Source organism: Amycolatopsis keratiniphila, from assembly GCF_000400635.2.
GTDB classification, from domain to species: domain Bacteria; phylum Actinomycetota; class Actinomycetes; order Mycobacteriales; family Pseudonocardiaceae; genus Amycolatopsis; species Amycolatopsis keratiniphila.
Window position 1 is genome coordinate 7,734,096 of the sequence record NC_021252.1, and the last position, 17,330, is coordinate 7,751,425.

13 protein-coding genes are annotated in these 17,330 nt (G+C 70.0%); 6 read left to right on the forward strand and 7 right to left on the reverse strand.

All coding sequences use genetic code 11. The features are described 5' to 3' along the window. Window positions 1-17: 17 nt before the first annotated feature. From AORI_RS75630 to AORI_RS75650, 5 genes are all read left to right on the forward strand, one after another. Window positions 18-332, forward strand: a complete 315-nt coding sequence (locus AORI_RS75630) for a type VII secretion target (RefSeq protein ID WP_016337203.1) — start codon at window positions 18-20, stop codon at window positions 330-332. Beyond that, complete coding sequence (locus AORI_RS75635; protein WP_016337204.1) at window positions 332-4,993, forward strand: DNA/RNA non-specific endonuclease; 4,662 nt, start codon at window positions 332-334, stop codon at window positions 4,991-4,993. Before AORI_RS75630 ends, AORI_RS75635 begins: the two co-directional genes overlap by 1 nt. 36 nt (window positions 4,994-5,029) lie before the next feature. Further along, window positions 5,030-6,580: a TNT domain-containing protein gene (locus AORI_RS75640; RefSeq protein WP_016337205.1), complete on the forward strand. Its 1,551-nt coding sequence runs from the start codon at window positions 5,030-5,032 to the stop codon at window positions 6,578-6,580. An 11-nt stretch (window positions 6,581-6,591) separates the two neighbouring features. Next, window positions 6,592-7,443 (forward strand): hypothetical protein, encoded by an 852-nt coding sequence (locus AORI_RS75645; RefSeq protein ID WP_016337206.1) that lies wholly within the window; start codon window positions 6,592-6,594, stop codon window positions 7,441-7,443. A gap of 109 nt (window positions 7,444-7,552) precedes the next feature. After that, window positions 7,553-7,831, forward strand: coding sequence for a hypothetical protein (locus AORI_RS75650; protein ID WP_016337207.1), 279 nt, complete (start codon window positions 7,553-7,555; stop codon window positions 7,829-7,831). 131 nt (window positions 7,832-7,962) lie between these two features. Here the strand turns inward: AORI_RS75650 and AORI_RS75655 are convergent, their stop codons facing one another. From AORI_RS75655 to AORI_RS75680, 6 genes are all read right to left on the reverse strand, one after another. Continuing rightward, window positions 7,963-9,120, reverse strand: coding sequence for a cystathionine gamma-synthase (locus AORI_RS75655; protein WP_016337208.1), 1,158 nt, complete (start codon window positions 9,118-9,120; stop codon window positions 7,963-7,965). A 51-nt stretch (window positions 9,121-9,171) separates the two neighbouring features. After that, window positions 9,172-9,765 (reverse strand): hypothetical protein, encoded by a 594-nt coding sequence (locus tag AORI_RS75660; RefSeq protein WP_016337209.1) that lies wholly within the window; start codon window positions 9,763-9,765, stop codon window positions 9,172-9,174. Between the two features lie 34 nt (window positions 9,766-9,799). Continuing rightward, complete coding sequence (locus AORI_RS75665) at window positions 9,800-10,270, reverse strand: hypothetical protein (protein ID WP_016337210.1); 471 nt, start codon at window positions 10,268-10,270, stop codon at window positions 9,800-9,802. A gap of 36 nt (window positions 10,271-10,306) precedes the next feature. Beyond that, window positions 10,307-10,867 (reverse strand): hypothetical protein, encoded by a 561-nt coding sequence (locus AORI_RS75670; protein WP_016337211.1) that lies wholly within the window; start codon window positions 10,865-10,867, stop codon window positions 10,307-10,309. 154 nt (window positions 10,868-11,021) lie between these two features. Continuing rightward, window positions 11,022-12,431, reverse strand: a complete 1,410-nt coding sequence (locus AORI_RS75675) for a hypothetical protein (RefSeq protein ID WP_043848383.1) — start codon at window positions 12,429-12,431, stop codon at window positions 11,022-11,024. A gap of 233 nt (window positions 12,432-12,664) precedes the next feature. Next, on the reverse strand, window positions 12,665-14,035 hold the full coding sequence (locus AORI_RS75680) for a cystathionine beta-synthase (RefSeq protein WP_016337213.1): 1,371 nt from the start codon (window positions 14,033-14,035) through the stop codon (window positions 12,665-12,667). Window positions 14,036-14,214: 179 nt separating this feature from the next. On the opposite strand from AORI_RS75680, the gene AORI_RS75685 reads away from it, so the two are divergent. Further along, entirely contained in the window at window positions 14,215-15,435 is a 1,221-nt protein-coding gene (locus AORI_RS75685; protein WP_016337214.1) for an acetyl-CoA C-acetyltransferase, read from the forward strand. A 280-nt stretch (window positions 15,436-15,715) separates the two neighbouring features. Here the strand turns inward: AORI_RS75685 and AORI_RS75690 are convergent, their stop codons facing one another. Further along, on the reverse strand, window positions 15,716-17,248 hold the full coding sequence (locus AORI_RS75690) for a DHA2 family efflux MFS transporter permease subunit (protein WP_016337215.1): 1,533 nt from the start codon (window positions 17,246-17,248) through the stop codon (window positions 15,716-15,718). Between the last annotated feature and the right edge of the window lie 82 nt (window positions 17,249-17,330).

The window sequence follows — 17,330 nt, forward strand, 5'->3', positions numbered from 1 at the left end:
GGTAGAGGGGAGAAACCATGGCAGGCAAGGGTTTTGAGCTCGGCGCCGACCTCGACGCGCACGCGAAGCAGATCGACGGCATCGCCGACGGCCTGCGCACGGCGGTCGACGCCGCGCAGCAGGTGAGCATGCCGACCGACGCGTACGGCATCATCTGCCAGCCGTTCCGGATGATGCTCGACCCGGTCGAGGAGTTCGGCATCAACGCGCTGAACAAGGCCGTCGAGGCCGCGACGGCGGTGGCGAACAACGTGCGGTCCGCGTCCAACGCCTACCAGGCGCAGGACGAGAACTTCGCCGCCGAGTTCAAGAACGCGCAGGTGCCTGACTGATGCCCGAGGGAAACCCGCTCGTCGCGAAGGCGCCGACGGATGGCGACGGCCCCGGTCCACTGACGGCCGGGAACAGCGAATACGGCTACGCGGCGGGCATCGGTGTCGCCGAGTCGGCCATGGACGCCTTCAACGGCATCTCGAACGGCGACTGGATCGGCGGCGGGCTCGGCGTGCTGAGCCTCGCGGGCGAGCTCGCCAGCGCCGCGATCGACCCGTTCGGCTACCTGATGTCGTCGGTCGCCTCGTTCCTGATGGAACACATGCAGCCACTGAAGGACATGCTGGACGCCGTCGCCGGCGATCCGCCGGTCATCCAGTCGTATTCCGAAACCTGGGGCAACGTAGCCAAGAAGCTGGAAGACACCCAGGTCGAGTTCTCGAACGCGGTCAAGAACGGCACGACCGGCTGGACGGGCGAGGCGGCCGACCAGTACCGCAAGCAGGCCGCGGAACAGGCCGAGGCGATCAGCGGCGCCGCGACGGTCGCGGGCGCGATCAGCACCGTCGTGATGATCTTCGGCGAGATCGTCGCGTTCGTCCGTGAGTTCATCCGCCAGCTGATCGCGGACGCGGTCGGCAAGCTCATCGCGTGGGTCATGGAGACGGTGTTCTCCCTCGGCTTCGGCACGCCCGTGGTGGTCGCGCAGGCCGTCACCGCGATCGCCAAGTGGGCCGCGAAGATCGCCGACAAGCTCAAGGAACTGTGCGACGCGATGCGGCGGGTCTCGCCGCTGCTCGGCAAGCTGGCCGACGTCTTCGAGAAGATCATCAAGATCTTCGGCAAGATCGCGGGCAAGGTCACCGGCCTGGACGTGATCAACACCAAGAACATCAAGTCGGGCGGGTTCATCCAGCGCGGCGGCAGCGGCGGCGGATCCGGTGGGTCCGGCGGCGGATCCGGCTCCGGTTCCGGGGACGGTCCGGACGGCGACGGTTCGGGCAGCGGCTCCGGTGACGGCTCGAACGGCAGCGGCTCGGGTGACTCCGGCAGCGGCTCGGGCGATGGCTCCAACGGCTCGAACGGCTCAGACGGCGATCCGGGCGGCTCCGGCGATTCCGGCGGCCCGTCGAGCACCACCCGCGGCGACGGCGGCGGCTCACCGTCCACAAGGGACAGTGGCAGCCCGTCGTCCCGTTCCGACGGCGGCTCTCCCGACCGCACGGGCGACGGATCGTCCACTTCGGACAGTGGTTCCGGCGGCAACGGTTCTCCCAGCACCGCCCGGTCCGACAGTGGTTCCCCCGGTGATTCCGGCACGCCGAACCGCGCGTCCGACGGCGGCTCGCCGAGCCCGAACCGCGCGGACACCGGCGGTTCGCCCAGCCGCACACCCGACGGCGGCTCTCCCGCGCCGCACACACGGGCGGACAGCGGCGGTTCTCCGAGCCACACACCGGACAGCGGCTCATCCACCCCGCACACCCGTGCCGACGGCGGTTCCCCCGCGCCGCACACCCGTGCCGACACCGGCGGATCCCCGAGCCACACACCGGACACCGGTTCCCCGGCCCCGCACACGCGGGCCGACAGCGGCGGATCCCCCAGCCACACACCGGACGGCGGGTCGCCCGCTCCGCACACCCGTGCGGACAGCGGTTCCCCGAGTCACACACCCGACGGCGGCTCCCCCGCCCCGCACACCCGTACCGACAGCGGCTCCCCGAGCCACACCGGCGACGGCGGCGGCTCGCCCCGCACGCACGGCGGCGACGGCGGCGGATCCCCCACCCCTCGTACCGACTCGTCGTCCGGCCACCACGGCGGCAACGACGGCGGCAGCCCCACCAGGCCGACCGACAGCGGCACGACGACCAGCGGCACCGCGCCCACGGCGCCGCGTCTGGGCGACGCCGGCCCGTCTCACATGCCTTCGCAGCGCGGCGGTTCCAGCGGCGACGGTTCGCCCGGTGTCCCGCCGCAAGGCCAGCCGATGGCCGGCGGCATGCCGCCCCAAGGCGCTCCGGGCGGCACCCCCGGCGGTACCCCGGGTTCGCCCGGCGGCAGGCCGCAGGGTGGCAGCTGGACGGGAACGCCCGGTTCGCCACGCACCCCGGACACGAACGCCCCGCGCACCCCGGACACCCACACCGGCCCCAGCCGCGGTCCCGGCCAGACCGGCCCCGGTGGACGGCCGAACCAGCCGCATCAGCCGCAGCCGGTCGCCCGTGGCAACGACTTCGGCCCCGGCGCCCAGCCGCACACCGGCACCCCCGGCTCCCACGGTCCCGGCAACCGCCCCGGCGGCACCGGCCCCGGCCACACCGGCCCGGGCGGCCGTGGTCCAGGAGGCCACTCCGGGCCGCCGCACTCGCCGGACGGTCACGGTCCCGACGGGCACGGCCCGCGCCAAGACCCCGACGGTTCACCGCACGACCGCGGCCCCGACGCCGAGCCGGACCGTCCGCTGACACCGGACGAGGTCAACCAACGGCATTCCGAGAGCACCCCGGCGGGCAGCTCGTACCACCGCGGCGACTCGGACATGGGCGACCTGCCGCACCGGGTCCAGCCGGATCCGGACGGCCGCTACACCGTCGACGTGCACGTCACGCCGGACGGGCACGCCCGCATCGGCAATCGCACCTACACCCCGGAAGAGTTCGCGGACATCCTGCGCCGCAACGGGGATTACGACGGCCGCCCGATCCGGCTGATCGGCTGCGACGCCGGCTCGAACGACTTCGCGCGCCGTCTGTCGCGGGAACTCGACACCGAAGTGATGGCGCCGAGCAAGCCGGCCTGGACCGACTCGAACGGGCGTGTCTTCTCGTCCGACTACGAGATCGGCCCCGACGGCCGCCCCCGGCCCAAGATCCCGCCGAACGGCGAATGGGACGTCCACAGCCCCGACGGCACCGCCCGCCGGGCGAGCGACGACGGCTTCACCCCGGACACCTCGCACGCGGACAAGCAGGACGTCGACGCCGACAGCTCCCGCAGCCGCGGCGACGGCGACGGCGACGACGGCACCTCGTCCCGGCGCGACCAGCCGCCGCCGGGCGCGGACCCCGACGCGACACCCCCGCGTCAGGACCCCCCGCCCGGCGCGGACCCCGACACCGGCATCCCCAGGGACCGAAACCCGCAATCGGTGCAACAGGAAGCCGATCTGCTCGACGACACCCGTCAGCAGAACATCCATCGCAACCCCCAGCACCAGACCGACTTCGACCCGCCGACCCCACCGAACTCCACCCCCTCGCGGATCGGCGGGCCGGACCCCGACACCGACATCCGCCCGCCTGCCCGTGGCGAACGGTTCCCCGGCGAGCAGCAACTGGGGCGCAACCGGGCGTACGAGGTCTTCGACGACGCCGGAAACCGGCGCGGCGTGTACCACACGGACGGCACCGGCCGGGTCACCCACATCGACACCCACCACCCGAACGAACAGCCGCGCGTCAAGAAAGAGGACGCGAACGGCAACGTCGTCTACGAACCGAACCCGAAGTACAACCCGAATCCCGACGTCGCGAACCCCCACCCGAACACGACGTACCGGGTGGAGATCGAGGGCAGGCACCAGACGTTCGCGACGGACGCGGACGGGGTCCCGCATCCGTCGGTGACGTTCCACCGGCCGGACTTCGTGGGCGACCCGGTCACGGTCGGGCCCGGTCACCCCCACGCGCCGGACCCCAAAGCGTCTTTCGCGAGCGGCGGTCCGTACGCACCGCACACCCAGTACAGGGTCACGGATTCGGCGGGCGTGCACCGCGGCACCTTCTACACCGACGCCAAGGGAAACGTCCGGTGGGCCGACCTCGAGTCCGGCCGGATGATGCGCACCAATCCGGATATCGACGCGAATCGGAAGCATGGCATCGGCGAAGGCGACCCCATTGTCCGCCAGCGGCTCGACCCGAAAGCCGCAGTGCCGCACGGTGCGAACGAGCCGGACCGTTTCCGCGGCAACGAGCGGGTGAACGTCACCCTCCGCCGTGGCGAGTCGTTCCTCGATTCCCTGCCCAAGGACGCGGACGGAAAGCCGCTCCTCGAACCGAACAAGAAGTACGTCGTCAGCAGCGAGTACCGGAATCCCGGTCGCGAGAAGCACACACGGTCGATCTATTGGACCGACGAGCACGGCAACGTCGTCGTCGAGACCTATCGGCCGTCGAGCCCCGACCTCAACAATCCGGCGCCGAACATGGTCTACAACGTCGACGGCGGAAAGTTCGTCTACCACACCGGCCCCGAATTCGACGGCGGCAAGGTGGACACGGTGCGCGGGCGTGCCAACGATCTGAAACTGCAGGAAGACGGCGCGGCGCCGAACCGGGACCCGTCGGCGCAGGACACGTCGAACAAGCAGGCCGCGGGGACGCCGGGCAAGTACGACGGCGGCCACCTGTTCGGCAAGCAGTTCGACAGTCCCGGCGAGCTGCTGAACATGATGGCCCAGTGGCGGCCACAGAATCAGGGCCGGAAGATCGCGGGGCCGGACCACTGGCACGCCTTCGAAAGCGACCTCGCCAGCTTCCTCGAGAAGGGCGGCGGGAAGCGGAAGATCGAAGGTATGGAAGTCTTCCCGATGCGGGACGGCAGCCAGGTGCCGCACACGATCCAAGTACGCTGGATCGAGGTCGACGAGTTCGGCAACCGCAACGTCCACATGCGCAGTTTCCCCAACAACCCCCCGGCGAGTACGACGTGATGACCGCGGTGGCACCAGAAGAAAGGAACCTCTCCGATGCCCCGTGACGCGGAAGAGCTCCAGCAGCTGAAGTACGACATGGTTTACGCGCTGTCGGACGCCGCGCCCGAGGGTTGGCGCCGGATCGACCTGGTCTGCCGCGCCAACGTCGACGTGCACGACTTCACCATCGCCGTGCTGATGGGCGACGGTGGCTACGCGACCATCGAGGTACCGCAGGAGGCCGTGCGGATCGCGCTCCGGATGCGGGAGCTGTACTACGAGGACGGCGAGGGAACCTGGTTCTCCATGCGGTTCATCGTCGATCCGCCGACCCGGTTCCGGATCATCCACAACCTCGAATGGGATCCGCGGTGGCAGCCGTCGATCGATCTCCTCGGCTGGGCGCGGGATCTGGAGGCGTTCCCGCGGGACGCCGAGTACATCCCGGCGTGGCTGCGCGAGAAGCTCGCCGAGGCGGGGCAGCCGGTGGCCGCACCGGCGGAGGAAGAACGCGGCGAGCCGCTCGACTCCGCCGAACAGAACCGGCTCTGGGTCCGGATCGCGAACGTCGTCGCGCTGAACGTCCCGACCGACTGGGCGCAGGTCATGCTGACCTATCGCGTGATCGGCGGCTACACCGAGCTGGTGGTGATGGTCCGCCGGGACAGCGACGGCGGTCTTCAGCTGTGGGATCCGCCAGAGCAGATTCCCTTGCTCCTGGCCGAACTCAGGAGCGGGATGTACCGGCCCGGCCGGGGGACGTGGTTCCAGGCCGTCGCCCACGTCCCGTACGACCTGAGCGCGGAATACGAGTACACCTGGGACGACGAACCCGCCTGGGACGGTGAGCCGCCCGCCGCGGAATTCGCCGCCGAACTGACCGCCTTCCCCCGCGATCCGGCACGGATCCCGGACTGGCTGAACGAACGGCTCGCCGCCGGCCGGCTGGCCAGTGGCGACGAGGACCCCGAAGCCGTCGCCAAGGAAGCCCTCGACGTGGCCGCCGAATTGGAGCTGGATCCGGCCCGGTACCGCGTGGGCGAGGTGGCCGACGGCGCTTGGTGCCTAGTGTCCGAAGAGGGCGACTGGGCGGTTTTCCAGGCACAGGGCGAGAACCGGCTCGAAGAGGTCGTCTTCGACACGGCACGGAAGGCGCTCCGGTACTTCGTCGGGCACCTCTACCTGAACCAGGCCGAGTTCCGCGGCGAACTCCCCCCGGACGCCAAGCGCCCGACCGAGGACTGGCCGATCCAGCCCGTCGGGGGTGACGTCGGGCTTCAGTTGTACGGCGGGAAACGGGTGGCGACCCTGCCGCCGGGCACCGAGATGGACCGCTACGGAGCTCCGTCCGGCAACACGCTCTACGCGGCACGCACCGAGTTCACCCATCGATCGCAGCCCGCCGAAGAGCAGCGGTTCGAGTACCACGTGTACCGGACGCTCCGTCCCGTGCGCGCGATCGTCGGATCGCCGATCCCCTGGTACGACCAGGCCGGCGGCGGTACCGCGTACGTTCTCGAACGCTCGATCGCGGAATTGCTCGCCGACGGCTCCCTCGTGGAGATCCCGCAGGCGACGACGCAGCCCCCGCCGCCGCGGACCTGAGGGGAGCATCGATGACCACGCCACCCGGACCGCTGAGCCCGGAACAGCAACAGCAGATCGTCACCCAGATCGGCAACGGTCTCGCGTCGATGGCCCCGCCCGGCTGGCGACGGCTGCGGACCGAGCACCGGGCCGTCGGGAGGCATCTCGAGACCGACGTGCTCATCACCGGACCGGACGGAACGACCCAGCCGATCGCGGCACCGCCGGAACTGGTCCAGCTCCTCGGCACGCTGCGGGCCGGGATGTACCAGCCCGGCCAGGGCACCTGGCTGGCCGCGACGCTGACCTTCGACGCCGCGCAAGGCACCTCCGTCGATTTCATGCTCGACCAGGAGCCCGCCTGGCGTCGCACTCCGCCGCCGATCGGCTTCCAGGACGAACTCCGGTTCTTCCCGCGGAGCGACCAGCACATCCCGCCGTGGCTGCGGCAGCGGGCAGGCCTGGCACCGGCGCCGGTCGCCACCCCGCCGGCGGACGCACCGGAAGCCTTGCGCGTCCCCCGAGTGCACGACGGTCTCGACGAGTCGGGCCGCCCGGTGGTGAACCGTGAGCCGCTGTCCCCGGCCGAGCGGGACCGGGTGCTGCAGTACCTCGACGGCGCGCCGGTCGTGCTGGCGTCGCGGTCCTACGACGCCGACGCCTTCGACCCCGACAGGGAGCCGTTGGTGCCGCTGAACTTCCGCACGGACGGCCGGTGGTACTGGCCGGGCGCGGTCGCCTACTACCTGCGCGAGCACGGCGTCGCTCCCGATCCCGAACTCCTCGGTCACATCCGGGCTTTGCGGTTCACCCTGCCCGAGGTCGGCGAGCCCGAGCGCGAACTCGCGGTCGCCGCGATCACCGGTCAGCCGTCCACTTAGGACCCCTTGATTTCGCGGCCGCATGATGCCACCTGACGGATACGTCACGTGACAAGTTCGCGGTCCGGGTACTCTTGACGGCGTCGGCGAAGGCGACCAGGGAGCGCACATGGCACGGGGGAACATCGGCAGGGTCCGGGCGACCCGCTCCGCCGGGATGCTCCCGGTCGTGCTGGCACTCACCTCGGCCGCGCTGCTGACCGGCGCCGCCGTCTACACGGTCGACCGCGCCGGCTGCGTGGACCCGGGCCAGTACATCCGGCACGACAACCACATCGAGCTCGTCGGCGGCTGCGTCGACGGCTCGGAGCTGCCCGCCGCGCCGCAGGGGACTTCGCACGAGGCGGACGCGAAGAGCGGCGTCACGCCCAGCAACTTCCGCCCTTAGCCGGGCGATTCCTCCCACCACACCGCGCTCACCAGCGCGAAAGGAGCAAGGGACCTTTGCTGTCATTTGCTTAGCATGGCTACGCGAACGACAGCAAAGGTCCCTTGCTCACTCTCTGGGCTCGGCGGCGGTCAGCCCAGAGCCTGGGCCAGATCGGCGACCAGGTCGCTGCCGTCCTCGATGCCGACGGACAGGCGCAGCAGGTTGTCCGGCACCTCCAGGGTCGACCCGGCGGTGCTCGCGTGGGTCATCCGGCCCGGGTGCTCGATCAGCGACTCGATGCCGCCCAGAGACTCGGCGAGGATGAACAGCTTCGTCTTCGACGCGGCCTCGAGGGCGGCCTGCTCGCCGTCGACGTGGGTGAACGAGATCATCCCGCCGAAGCGGCGCATCTGCTTCGAAGCGACCTCGTGTCCGGGGTGCTCCGGCAGGCCCGGGTAGTAGACACGCTCGACCTTCGGGTGCTTCAGCAGCATCCGGGCGATCAGTTCGGCGTTGTCGCTGTGCCGCTCCATCCGCAGCGCGAGCGTCTTGATCCCGCGCAGGGTCAGCCACGCGTCGAACGGGCCGGGCACCGCACCCGCCGCGTTGCGCAGGTAGAACAGCTGCTCGCGCAGTTCGTCCTCGTTCGTCAGGATCGCGCCGCCGACGACGTCGGAGTGCCCGCCGAGGTACTTGGTCGTCGAGTGCAGGACGACGTCGGCACCAAGCGAAAGCGGGTTCTGCAGGTACGGGGTGGCGAAGGTGTTGTCGACGACCAGTCGCGCACCGGCACCGTGCGCGACCTCGGCCAGCGCGGCGATGTCGGCGATTCCGAGCATCGGGTTCGTCGGCGACTCGCACCAGATCAGCTTCGTCTCCGGCCGGATCGCCGCCCGGACCTCGGCGATGTTCCCCAGGTCGGCGACCGTGTGCTCGACACCCCACAGGCTGAGCACCTTGTCGATCAGCCGGAACGTGCCGCCGTACGCGTCGTTGCCGAGCACGAGGTGGTCTCCCGGCCGCAGGGTCGCCCGCAGCAGGACGTCACTCGCCGCCATCCCCGACGCGTACGCCAGACCGTGCCGCGCGCCTTCGAGCGCCGCCAGCGCGACCTCCAGCGCGGTGCGCGTGGGGTTCGCGGTGCGGGAGTACTCGTAGTCGCCTTCGCGCGTGCCGCCGACGCCGTCCTGCGCGTAAGTCGAGGTCTGGTAGATCGGCACGATGACCGCGCCGGTCCGGGGATCAGGGGTCTGCCCGGCGTGGATCGCGCGCGTCTCGAAGCCCAGCAGAGAGTAATCGTCGGCCATACCACCAAGGGTACGGCCACCCACTCGAGATCCCATCGTCTGGGATTGAACTCACCACTGCGCGGGTGGCTGTCCCTGTTGCTGGGCACCCGGAGCCGGCGGATAACCGGGCTGCTGCGGGTACCCGAAGTCCGGCGGCTGCGCGGCCGCGTTCTTGGCCGCCAGCCAGCGTCCCGTCGGCGGGATCAGCGCCAGGACGAGGGTCACGATCGCCGGGATCAGGACCACGAAGAGAAGCCAGCCGAAGCCGAAGTGCAGCATCACCCCGCCGTACGAGAAGTAGAAGCTCGAGCCGATCGCCCGGAACAGGAAGGTCAGCGCCACGAAACCGATCGCGCCCGCGGCTCCGATCACGGTGAGCAGCCGTCCGGCGCGTTTGCGCAAGACCAACAGGATCCCGCCGCCCAGGAGCAGAGCCGCGCTGACGAGGTCCAGCACCGCCCCGATCACGAGGAACGAAATGACGTAGTGGGAGAGCTCGATGACGTGGGACACGACCCCGGCGAGGAACCAGAGCCCGCCGAGGATCGCGAAGATCCCGGCCATGATCGCGGTCGCACCGCTCGGCTGCCGCGCCATTCCCGGCGGCGGGTAGGCACCGGGTGCCGGGTAGCCGCCCTGCGGCGGGAATTGCTGGTAAGTCATTTCTCCCCTTGCCGAATCCTTATTCCGTCCCCGGCTACCAGCCGGGAAGCCGATCCTGCTTCGACGGCTCCTCGTCGTCGCGCCGCCGTCCCTCCAGCCAGTCCGAGGTCGGCCTGATCACCGCCAGCACCAGCGCGGCGAAGGTCATCACGAACAAGGCGAACGCGGCCACCTCGCTCGTCACCAGCGGCTCCCCGTCCACTTCGGCGAAGAAGTAGACGCGGACCGCGCCGTTCGCGAGCACCGTGGCCACCAGTGCGAGCGCCGCCCCCGCGGCGACGAGGGTGCGGCCGAGTGTCCGGCGCAGCAGCACCAGGACGCCGCCCAGGAACAGGGTCGCGGTCAGTGCCCCGTTCCACGCCATCCCGACGAAGTACTGGGGAGCCGGCTCGAAAACGGCGAGTTGCCCGACGAAGGTGCCCGCCTCGGACAGGTACCGCGTGCCGCACAGGAAGGCGAGGACGGCCGCGCCGATGGCGGTCCCCGAAGACTGGTTCTGACTCATCGAACTCCCCCAAGCCGAGCCGGACGGCTCAGGATCTCACCATCCGCCTTGCTGGGGAAACTGATCCTGCGGCCGATACGGCTGCACCGGGGCCGGCCGCCAGCGCAGGTACCTGAACGTCGGCGGGAGCACCGCCAGCAGCAGCCCCAGCAGGCCGAACACGACCATGACCAGCCGGAGGACGCCGTCGAAGGTCGCGAACCGGAGCAGGATGTCGAGATGGATCCGGTACGGCACGCGGAACGCGATCGGCTCCAGCACGACGGCCAGGATGGCGAGCAGCGATCCGAGGATGAGCAGGATGGCGCCGATCAGCGAGCGGAAGAACGTCGTCAACGCGCCCATCAGCAGGAACAGCGCGGCGACCAGGTAGAGCACCAGCTCGACGAGCGCGAAGCCGGGCAGGTTCGAGAGGCTGAACCCCGACGGGAGCTCGATGAAGTAGCGGATCGGGAGGTAACCGGACGCGAGGGCCCCGACGAGACCGAGCACCGCGGCGATGATCGCCGTCGCCCCGGACGGCCGTGCCTGGGGTGCGGGATACCCGAAACCTGGCGGTCCGGGTTGCTGGGCGGGATATCCGTACGGACCGGTCACGTCGCTCCCGTCGGGCCAGGTGTGCGGTTAACGGCGCTCACCCTAGTCCGCGGGCAGTGGCCGTGGCAGGCGAATCGGCATACCCCGGCGAAAACGAAACACCCCCGGCCACGGGCCGGGGGTGCTCCTGACGAAACCGTTCAGTGGCGGCGAATCACCACTGCTGCGGGGGCTGACCGGGCTGCTGGCCCGGCTGGCCGAAACCGCCGCTCGGCGGACCCTGCTGACCGGGCTGCTGCCCGAAACCGCCGGGCTGCTGCGGAGCCTGGCCGAAGCCACCCTGCGGCGGCTGCCCCGGCTGCGCGAACCCGCCGCTGGGCGGACCCTGCTGGCCCGGCTGCTGCCCGAAACCGCCGGGCTGCCCCGGCTGCGGGAAACCACCCGAAGACGGACCGGGCTGTCCGGGCTGACCGAAGCCACCGGGCTGCCCCGGCTGGCCGAACTGTCCGGGCTGACCCGGCTGGCCGAAGCCACCCTGCGGCGGACCGCCGAAACCACCGGGCTGACCGCTCTGCGGGGCACCCAGCACCGAACCGCCGCCACCGAGGCCGACGAACTGCGCGGTCGCCGGGATCAGGCCCAGCACACCGACGATCAGGATCACGATGCCGAGGAGCAGGTGCAGCAGGCCACCGCCGATACCGGCGCTGTCCCTGGCGGACGGCGGCAGCTTGTCCAGGAAGTCCGACGACGGGGACGAACCGCTGAGCAGGAGGACGCCGAACAGCACCAGCAGCGCGCCGCCGGCGGCGACGACGATGGGCGCGATCTTCTTCACCGTGCCGGGGAGCTTGCCCGCGAGGGCGAGCCCGACACCACCGGCGAGCGAAGCGAGCGAGCCGACCAGGAGCATGATCACGTAGAACCAGATCGCGCCCGGGCCGACCAGTCCCGCCTCGTCGAGGAACTTGTCGATCTGCTCCTGATTCGGAGCAGTGTCGAAGACCTTCGAGTAGTCGCTGGCGTCACCGAAGTAGACGAACGAGACGATCAAGGCGACCAGGCCGAGCAACGCCACGACGCCGCCGGCGATGAGCCCGAACATCTGGTTGCCACCGCCCCCGCCCGCTGCCGCGGGGCTGTAGCCCGGCGGCGGCCCGCCGAACCCGGGCTGCTGGCCGAAGCCGCCCTGCGGCGGCCCGCCGAAACCCTGCTGCGGCTGGCCGAAACCGGGCTGCTGGCCCTGCGCCGGGTCGAACCCGCCCTGCTGCGGCTGGCCGAAGCCCTGCTGCTGACCGAAGCCGCCTCCCTGGGCGCCGTAGGCACCGGCGGCCGGGTTGTCGGCCGCGCTCGGCGGCGGGGCGTACGGGATGGCGGGCGGCTGCGAACCCGGCGGCACGAGCTGGGTGGACTCGGCGGTGGGGCTTTCCCCGCCGCCGCTCACCGGCTGCACGACCTGGGTCGCGTTCGCGTCACCGGAACCCGGCTGGACCGGCTGCACGACCTGCGTGGGCTCCGGCGTGTCGCCGAACCCGCCGCCCTGGGACTGCTGCTCTTGGGGAGGCTGCTGCCCGTACTGCGGCTGCCCGTAATCGGGCTGGGCCGGCTGACCGGGCTGCACCACCTGCGTCGGTTCCGGGGAACCGAACGGGTTGTCTTGCTGCGGCTGAGGGCCACTCGGGGGTCCCTGCGGTGGCTGGGCGCCACCCCAAGGCTGATTCGGTGGCTGCGGAGCACTCATTTGGGTCTTGAACCCCCTTGACGAGGACATAAAAGTTCAACTCACCCGACACGCTATCGGATAGCCGGGTGGGCCGCTCGTAACGCCCCGGCCCGACCATCCGATGAAATGCTTCTTTACCGTCCCGCGAGAAACGCGAGCAGGTCGTGCCGGGTGACGACACCCGCCGGTTTGCCGTCGACCAGCACGAGCGCGCCGTCTGCGCCCGAGAGCGCGTTCATCGCCGCGCCGACCTGTTCACCGGCGCCGATGGTGGGCAGCGGGGGCGACATGTGCTGCTCGAGCCGGTCGGCGAGCTGGGCTTTGCCGGTGAAGAGCGCTTCGAGCAGGTCGCGTTCGTTGACCGCGCCCACGACCTCGGCCGCCATGACCGGCGGCTCCGCGCTGACCACGGGCATCTGGCTGACGCCGAACTCCGAAAGGATCGCCACCGCTTCGGCGACGGTCTCGTTCGGGTGGCTGTGCACGAGGCTGGGCAGCGAGCCGCTCTTCTTCATCAGGACGTCGCCGACGGTCGCGCCGCTGGAGTCCGGCGGCAGGAAGCCGTAGGACGACATCCAGCTGTCGTTGAACACCTTGGTGAGGTAGCCGCGGCCGCCGTCGGGCAGGAGCACGACGACGACGTCGTCCGGGCCGAGGCCCTCGGCGAGCTTGAGCGCGGCGGCGACGGCCATCCCGCACGAACCACCGACGAGGAGTCCCTCTTCGAGGGCGAGGCGGCGGGTGATGTCGAAGGAGTCCGCGTCCGACACCGCGATGATCCGGTCGGCGATGTCGCGGTCGTAGGTGTCCGGCCAGAAGTCCTCGCCGACGCCCTCGACCAGATACGGCCGCCCGGTCCCGCCGGAGTACACCGAACCCTCGGGATCGGCGCCGATGACCTGGACGCGCCCGTCGCTGACCTCCTTGAGGTACTTGCCGGTGCCCGAGATCGTGCCGCCGGTGCCGACGCCCGCGACGAAGTGCGTGATCTTGCCCTCGGTCTGGCTCCAGAGCTCCGGGCCGGTCGAGTGGTAGTGGCTGGCGGGGTTCTCGGGGTTGGCGTACTGGTTCGGTTTCCAGGCGCCCTCGATCTCACGCACGAGGCGGTCGGAGACGTTGTAGTAGGAGTCCGGGTGCTCCGGCGCCACCGCGGTCGGGCAGACCACGACGCGGGCGCCGTAGGCCTTGAGCACGTTGCGCTTGTCCTCGCTGACCTTGTCCGGGCAGACGAACACGCACTTGTACCCCTTGCGCTGCGCCACCATGGCCAGCCCGACGCCGGTGTTGCCGGACGTCGGCTCGACGATGGTGCCGCCGGGCTTCAGCTCGCCGGAACGCTCCGCGGCTTCGATCATCCGCAGCGCGATGCGGTCCTTGACGCTGCCGCCGGGGTTGACGTACTCGACCTTGGCCAGGATGAGCGGTTGCAGCCCCTCGGCCAGTGCGTTCAGCTTGACCAGAGGGGTGTTGCCCACGAGGTCCACGATGTGCTCGACGTATTCCACTCCCACAGCCTAAACGCCGCAGGTCGTGATGTGTCCACTCAACCAGGCGGTGTGAAAACCGCACTTTCGGAGAGTGGCGTGGGTCGCGTTCGCCTTTGACCCGCACCTCCCTCCGGTGGAGGATGCGGGGTGAGCAACCGCTTAGCGCGTCTGGATCGAGAACAAGGGAGTGTCGTTCCATGCCCGAAGCCGTCATCGTCTCCACCGCCCGATCCCCGATCGGCCGCGCCGGCAAGGGATCGCTGGTGAGCGTCCGCCCGGACGACCTCACCGTGCAGATGGTCCGCGCCGCGCTCGACAAGGTCCCCGAACTCGACCCGACGCAGATCGAAGACCTCATGCTGGGCTGTGGTCTCCCAGGCGGCGAGCAGGGCTTCAACATGGGCCGCGCCGTCGCCGTCGAACTCGGCTACGACCATCTGCCCGGCTGCACGATCACGCGGTACTGCTCGTCGAGCCTCCAGACCACCCGCATGGCGCTGCACGCGATCAAGGCGGGCGAAGGCGACGTGTTCATCTCCGCCGGTGTCGAGACGGTTTCCCGCTTCGCCAACGGCAGCTCGGACTCCTGGCCGAACACGCACAACCCGCTGTTCGCCGACGCCGAGGCCCGTACCGCGCAGGTGGCGGCCGAGGGCGCCGACAGCTGGACGGACCCGCGCGAGAACGGCGCCCTGCCGGACGTCTACATCGCGATGGGCCAGACCGCCGAAAACCTGGCGCGGCTGAAGAACGTTTCGCGTGAGGAGATGGACGAGTTCGGCGTCCGCTCGCAGAACCTCGCCGAGAAGGCCATCGCGGACGGCTTCTGGGCCAAGGACATCACGCCGGTCACCCTGCCGGACGGCACCGTGGTCTCGAAGGACGACGGCCCGCGCGCCGGCGTCACCCTCGAAGGCGTCTCCGGCCTCAAGCCGGTCTTCCGCCCCGACGGCCGGATCACCGCGGGCAACTGCTGCCCGCTCAACGACGGCGCGGCCGCGGTGATCATCATGTCCGACACCAAGGCGAAGGAACTCGGCCTCACGCCGCTCGCCCGCGTCGTCTCGACCGGCGTTTCGGGGCTGTCGCCGGAGATCATGGGCTACGGCCCGGTCGAGGCGTCGAAGCGGGCGCTCGCGCGCGCCGGGATGTCCATCGGCGACATCGACCTCGTCGAGATCAACGAGGCGTTCGCCGCTCAGGTCATCCCGTCGTACAAGGACCTCGGGATCGACCTCGACAAGCTGAACGTCAACGGCGGCGCGATCGCCGTCGGCCACCCGTTCGGCATGACCGGCGCGCGGATCACCTCGACGCTGATCAACTCGCTGCGGCACCACGACAAGCAGTTCGGCCTCGAGACGATGTGCGTCGGTGGCGGCCAGGGCATGGCGATGGTGCTGGAGCGCCTCTCCTGACCCGCTGACCTGCACGAAGAGAGCAAGGGACCTTTGCTACCACTCGCTTAGCGTGGCTAAGCAGGCGGTAGCAAAGGTCCCTTGCTTCTTGCCGGGCTTTGGACGCGCCCGATTTGAGCACTTCGCCTGATCCCGCGAGGGGTCGTGAGTGCCAATGAGCGTTCTAACCCGAATCGCCACTCACGACCCCCTTGCCTAACGCGATGAAGGACGCTTTACCCGCATCGCATGCGGTGAAAGTCCCCTTCACCCCCCCGAGACCAACCAACGACACAGGGCACTAGTGGGTCAGGATCGGCGGGGCCGCAGCGCCCTCACCGTCCGCACCCTCCGGCAGCGCGGGCTTGGTCTTCGGCAGGAAGGCCGCCGGGATCAGGCACAGCGCGAGCAGGATCATCGACCACAGGAACGTCGTGGAGAACGCGTCCGCGGTCAGCCCCGAAGCGGCTTCGCGCGTCGCCGGGTTCATCACCGCGGCCGTCGCGGCCAGTTGCCCCTGCGCGGTCGGCACGCCGAACTTCCCTGCCAGCAGCGCCGCCAGGATGATCGACAGCACCGCCGAACCGATCGCCCCGGCGGTCTGCTGCAGGATGTTCGTCGCCGTCGACGCCTTCGCCATGTCCTCCGACTTGAGCGTCTGCAACGCGGCCGAGGTGATCGGCATCATCGTCGCGCCCATGCCGAGCCCCATCACGAACAGCGCCGAGAGCAGCAGCCAGTACGGCGTCGTCGCGGAAAGCTGGGTGAAGGCGATCAGCCCGGCGAGCATCAGCACGAGACCGGGCAGCACGATCTTCCGCGCGCCGATCTTGTCCGCGAACCGGCCCGCGATCGGCATGGTCAGCATCGCGCCGACACCCTGCGGGGCGAGCAGCAGACCGGCGTTCATCGCCGATTCGCCGCGCGCCAGCACGAAATACGTCGGCAGGAGCAGCATCGCGCCGAAGAACGCGACGCAGAAGAAGGTCATCGTCACCATGGCGACGGTGAACGACCCGTTCTTGAACAGCTTCAGGTCGAGCAGCGGGTTCTTGACCCGGTTCGCCCGGAACACGAACGCCACCAGCAACGCGACCCCGGCCAGCGCGGGCAGCCAGACGTCGACCGCGCCGACGCCACCCGCCGACGGGATGTTCGAAACGCCGAAGATCAGCGCCGCCAGACCAGGCGACACCATCAGCATGCCGAGGAAGTCGAACCGCTCACTGGGTTCCGGCCGGTCCTTCGGCAGCACACGCCAGGCCAGCGCCATGGTGATCAGGCCGATCGGCACGTTGATGTAGAAGATCCAGCGCCAGCTCACCGCGTCGACCAGCCAGCCGCCGAGGATCGGGCCGCCGATCGGGCCGAGCAGCATCGGCACCCCGAGCACGCCCATCACGCGCCCGATCCGGTGCGGGCCCGCGGCCCTGGTCAGGATCGTCATGCCGGCGGGCATCAGCATGCCGCCGCCGAAGCCCTGCAGAACCCGGAAGATGATCAGCGATTCGACGTCCCAGGCCATACCGGCGAGCATCGAGCCGATCAAGAACAGCCCGATCGCGGTCATATAGAGCCGCTTGGTGCCGAACCTGTCCGAAGCCCAGCCGGTGATCGGGATGACCGTCGCCAGGGCGAGCATGTAGCCGGTCGCGATCCACTGGATGGTGTCGAACGAGGTCTGGAACTCGATGGTCAGTTTCTGGAGCGCGACGTTGACGACCGTCGTGTCGAGGATCGCCATGATCGCGCCGAGGATGACGACGCCGGCGACCTTGAGCACGCCGGCGTCGAGTTTGTCGCCGCCCGGTGCGGCCGGGCTTTGCGTTGACATGAAAGGTCCGTCCCCTGGTACTGAGTGGACGCGACAACCCCCGTGGTCGCGACTACGAAATCGACGCCCGGCGCGGCGCCGG

Excerpts from the sequence above, each read along its gene's own strand:
- AORI_RS75630 (WP_016337203.1), top strand. The coding sequence starts at position 18 with ATGGCAGGCAAGGGTTTTGAGCTCGGCGCCGACCTCGACGCGCACGCG.
- AORI_RS75635 (WP_016337204.1), top strand. The coding sequence starts at position 332 with ATGCCCGAGGGAAACCCGCTCGTCGCGAAGGCGCCGACGGATGGCGAC.
- AORI_RS75640 (WP_016337205.1), top strand. The coding sequence starts at position 5,030 with ATGCCCCGTGACGCGGAAGAGCTCCAGCAGCTGAAGTACGACATGGTT.
- AORI_RS75645 (WP_016337206.1), top strand. The coding sequence starts at position 6,592 with ATGACCACGCCACCCGGACCGCTGAGCCCGGAACAGCAACAGCAGATC.
- AORI_RS75650 (WP_016337207.1), top strand. The coding sequence starts at position 7,553 with ATGGCACGGGGGAACATCGGCAGGGTCCGGGCGACCCGCTCCGCCGGG.
- AORI_RS75655 (WP_016337208.1), bottom strand. The coding sequence starts at position 9,120 with ATGGCCGACGATTACTCTCTGCTGGGCTTCGAGACGCGCGCGATCCAC.
- AORI_RS75660 (WP_016337209.1), bottom strand. The coding sequence starts at position 9,765 with ATGACTTACCAGCAATTCCCGCCGCAGGGCGGCTACCCGGCACCCGGT.
- AORI_RS75665 (WP_016337210.1), bottom strand. The coding sequence starts at position 10,270 with ATGAGTCAGAACCAGTCTTCGGGGACCGCCATCGGCGCGGCCGTCCTC.
- AORI_RS75685 (WP_016337214.1), top strand. The coding sequence starts at position 14,215 with ATGCCCGAAGCCGTCATCGTCTCCACCGCCCGATCCCCGATCGGCCGC.
- AORI_RS75690 (WP_016337215.1), bottom strand. The coding sequence starts at position 17,248 with ATGTCAACGCAAAGCCCGGCCGCACCGGGCGGCGACAAACTCGACGCC.